General features: G+C 73.7%; 3 protein-coding genes. 2 read left to right on the top strand and 1 reads right to left on the bottom strand.

Features of this window, described 5'->3' with window-relative positions:
- Positions 1 to 320 precede the first annotated feature (320 nt).
- Entirely contained in the window at positions 321 to 761 is a 441-nt protein-coding gene (locus tag ACOV8S_RS06050) for an SRPBCC family protein (protein ID WP_382550665.1), read from the bottom strand.
- A gap of 174 nt (positions 762 to 935) precedes the next feature.
- On the opposite strand from ACOV8S_RS06050, the gene ACOV8S_RS06045 reads away from it, so the two are divergent.
- Entirely contained in the window at positions 936 to 1,976 is a 1,041-nt protein-coding gene (locus ACOV8S_RS06045) for an Rv2578c family radical SAM protein (protein ID WP_448316507.1), read from the top strand.
- 464 nt (positions 1,977 to 2,440) lie between these two features.
- Positions 2,441 to 3,932 (top strand): alpha/beta hydrolase (locus tag ACOV8S_RS06040; protein WP_448316506.1); only part of this gene is annotated, 1,492 nt, incomplete at its 3' end.

Genomic DNA, 3,932 nt, shown 5'->3' with positions numbered 1-3,932 from the left:
GCCACGGGGAGCGGGAGGGTGTCCTCGCCGCCCGGCGCCGGCGCCCCGGTCCGGCCCCGCCGCCCGGCCTCGTCCCGCAGCAGCGCGGTCCCGCCCGTCACGCCCACTTGCGCCCTCCCGTTCGTCGCACGTCACCAGGCGAACGGCAGCGAAGGATTCCGGTTACGCAAGTCACTCGAAACGGTGAGGGCAACGGGGCTTCCGCGGGCGGCCGTTGACCGTTCGGCCCGGCCGGGTCACCCCGGCCGGGCCGAGGACGGCGCCGTGGTGCGCGCCTCGGCGGAGGTCACTCCACCTCGAAGGTCACTCCACCTCGGAGGTCACTCCACCTCGGAGGCCAGCCGCGCGAGGACGGCGTCGTGGATGCGGGCCAGCCCTTTGGGCGCGAAGGTCTTCTCGAAGAAGCCGCCGATCCCGCCGGCCCCGTTCCAGACGGTGCTGACGACGACCCGCGAGCTGCCCTCGCCGGCCGGGGTGACCCGCCAGGTGGTGACCATGGAGGAGTTGCGGTCCGTCTCGGCGAGCTCCCCGGCGGACGGCTCGGTCACCTCCAGGAGGCAGTCCCGCACCCGCTTCTTCGTCGCCTGCAGCTTCCAGTGCACCAGGGTGCCCGCGCCCTTGCCGCCCTCGCGCACCTCGTACTCGCTGTACTGCTCGGGCAGCAGCTTGGCGCGCGTGCCCTCGTAGTCCGCGAGAGCGGCGTACACCTCCTGCGCGTTCGCCGCGACGACCCGCTCGGTCGTGGCCTCCACCTGCGCCATCGCTTCCTCCAGCTCCTGGGGATCCAGCACGTCCGGCGCCAGCAAACCACCCCCGCGCACGCCCGCCAAATCGGCGGCACGCCGCCCTCCGGACACCTCGCCAGGTGCCGATCGCACAATCAAGGGAACACGTGTTCTATTATCGCTGTTCGACACGACCGAAGCGAGGCCTGCATGCGCTGGGAGAACCTCACGCCGGAGTCCGGGCAGACGGACCCCGCCCTGTTCGGGGCGGACTCGGTGACCACCCGGACCTTCGACACCCCGGAGTTCCGCGGCGTCACCTTCCACGAGATCAGGGCGCTCTCCATCGTGAACCGGGTGCCGGGCGCGTCCCGGATGCCGTTCGAGTGGACGGTGAACCCCTACCGCGGCTGCACCCACGCCTGCGTCTACTGCTTCGCCCGCAAGACGCACAGCTACCTGGACCTCGACACCGGTCTCGGCTTCGACTCGCAGATCGTGGTGAAGCTGAACGCTCCCGAGCTGGTGCGCGCCAAGCTGGCCTCCCGGTCCTGGCACGGCGAGCACATCGCGATGGGCACCAACGTCGACTGCTACCAGCGCGCCGAGGGCCGCTACCGCCTGATGCCGGGGATCATCGCGGCGCTGCGCGACCACGCGAACCCGTTCTCCATCCTGACCAAGGGCACGCTCATCCTGCGCGACCTCGAACTGCTGGAGCAGGCGGCCGAGGTCACCGACGTGGGCGTGAACGTCTCGGTCGGTTTCGTCGACCGGGAGCTGTGGCGCACCGTCGAGCCCGGGACGCCCGCGCCCGAGCGCCGGCTGGACGTGATCCGCACGCTCGCCGACCACGGCATCGACTGCGGGGTCCTGATGGCCCCGGTGATCCCCTTCCTCGGCGACCGGCCCGACCAGCTGCGCGCCACGGTGCGGGCGATCGCGGAGGCCGGCGCGAGCTCGGTGACCCCGCTGGTGCTGCACCTGCGGCCCGGGGCGCGCGAGTGGTACATGGCCTGGCTGGCCGAGCACCACCCGGAGCTGGTGGGCCGCTACGAGCGGATGTACGCGGGCGGGGCCTACGCGCCGACCTGGTACCAGCGGCAGATCACCCGCCAGGTGCACGAGCTGGCCCGCGAGTACGGCATCGGCCCCGAGGGCGGAGCGGCCCGCCGCCGCATCCGTCCCGCCCGGCCGGCCGCCGGGGACACCGCCGACGCGGAGGGCCCGGTGCAGCTCTCGCTGCTCTGAGCGGAAGCGCCACGGGGCCCGCGAACGCGGCGAGCTCCGCGCCCGGACGGCCCTGCGCCCCCCTGAGGATTCCGGGACCGATCCGCCTGGCGCTCGGCAGCTTCCGGACCGGACACCCGACCACGGCGCACGGGACTCCACGTCGCACCGGCCGTGCCGCACCGGCCTGGCCATGGACGCGCTCCCGCCGTCACCGGCCCGCACGCACGCCGCGGGTTCCGCGCCGTGGGACGCGGGCCCGTCGCTCAGCCGCACACCGGACCGCGGGCTCCACGCCGGACGTGCAGCCGCGCGCCGCGGGACGCGGGCCGGACTCCGCGTCGTCCACCCGGTGCCCCGCCCGGCGGCACGGTCGCGACCCGAAGGGGTCAATCTCCCTCGAAACATGCTCTTCCGCCCCTTTGCCGACGGCACGATGCGCCCTGGGCCGTGGCACGCACGGACCGCCGACCCCGGGGAGACTGATGAAGAAACGCGTCGCCGTCCTGTGCGGCACCGCCGTCGCGCTGGCCTCGGCCCTGACCGCCGTACCGCCGGCGCAGGCCGCGCCGGCGCCCGCCCCACCGGGGCTCAGCTGGAAGAAGTGCGCCACCGAGGACGCGCCCCGGCTCCAGTGCGCCACCGTGAAGGTGCCGCTGAACCACGCCGACCCCGGCGGCCGGAAGATCACCCTGGCCCTCTCCCGCGTTCCGCACACCGCGAAGAAGTCGCTCGGCCCGCTGCTGGTCAATCCCGGCGGTCCCGGTGGCAGCGGGGTGGACCTCGCCCGCTTCGTCGCCTCCGGGCTCCCCGCGTCCGTGGCCGGGCGCTATGACGTCGTCGGCTTCGACCCCCGGGGCGTCGGGAAGTCACGGCCCGCGCTCAACTGCGTGCCCGGCTACTCCGACCCGGTCCGCCCGGACCCGGTGCCGGCCACCGCCGCGCTGGAGAAGGTCAATCTCGACCGCGCACGGGCCTTCGCCGCCGCCTGCGGGAAGAAGCACGGGGACCTGCTGCCCTACATCGACACGGTGAGCGCGGCGAAGGACCTCGACGTGATCCGGCGCGCGCTCGGTGCGAAGAAGATCAACTACCTGGGCTACTCCTACGGCACCTACCTGGGCTCCGTGTACGCCAAGCTGCACCCCGACCGGGTGCGGCGAATGGTGCTGGACTCCGTGGTCGACCCCACCGGGATCTGGTACGAGAACAACCTCCAGCAGGACATCGCCTTCGAGGACCGGCACCGCGCCTTCATGACCTGGGTGGCGCGGCACGACGCCGTGTACGGGCTCGGCGCCGACGCCGCCCGGGTCGAGGCGAAGTGGTACGCGATGCGCGCCGCGGTCGCCGCGAAGCCCGCCCAGGGTGTGGTCGGCCCGGCAGAGCTGGAGGACCTCTTCCTCCCGGGCGGCTACCACAACGGCTACTGGCCGCTGCTGGCCCGGGTGTTCTCCGCGTACGCGGTGAAGAAGCAGGCCGCGCCGCTGGTGGAGGCCTACCGGACGGTCGGCGCGGTGGACGCCGCCGGGGACAACGGCTACAGCGTCTACACGGCGGTGATGTGCCGCGACGCGCGCTGGCCCCGGGACTGGGGGCGGTGGCGCGCCGACAACTGGGCGGTGCACGAGAAGGCGCACTTCATGACCTGGAGCAACGCCTGGTACAACGCGCCGTGCGCCTTCTGGCCCACGCAGGGCCTGCGGCGGCCCATGGACGTCACCAACCACCAGGCCCCGCCGGTGCTGATCTTCCAGGCGACCGGGGACGCGGCGACGCCGTACGCCGGGGCGGTCCGCACGCACCGCCTGCTGCGCGGCTCCTCGCTGGTGGTCGAGGAGGGCGGCGGCAACCACGGCGTCACCCTCTCCGGCAACACGTGCCTCGACCGGCACCTGGCGGCCTACCTCACCGACGGCACCGTCCCGCGCCGTCCGTCCGGCGAGGCCGACGCCACCTGCCCGGCCCTGCCCGACC

Source organism: Streptomyces sp. CO7, assembly GCF_053474865.1.
Note: the sequence above shows the minus strand (reverse complement) of the source record. Positions and strands in the feature narration are given on the sequence as shown.

Excerpts from the sequence above, each read along its gene's own strand:
- ACOV8S_RS06050 (WP_382550665.1), bottom strand. The coding sequence starts at position 761 with ATGGCGCAGGTGGAGGCCACGACCGAGCGGGTCGTCGCGGCGAACGCG.
- ACOV8S_RS06045 (WP_448316507.1), top strand. The coding sequence starts at position 936 with ATGCGCTGGGAGAACCTCACGCCGGAGTCCGGGCAGACGGACCCCGCC.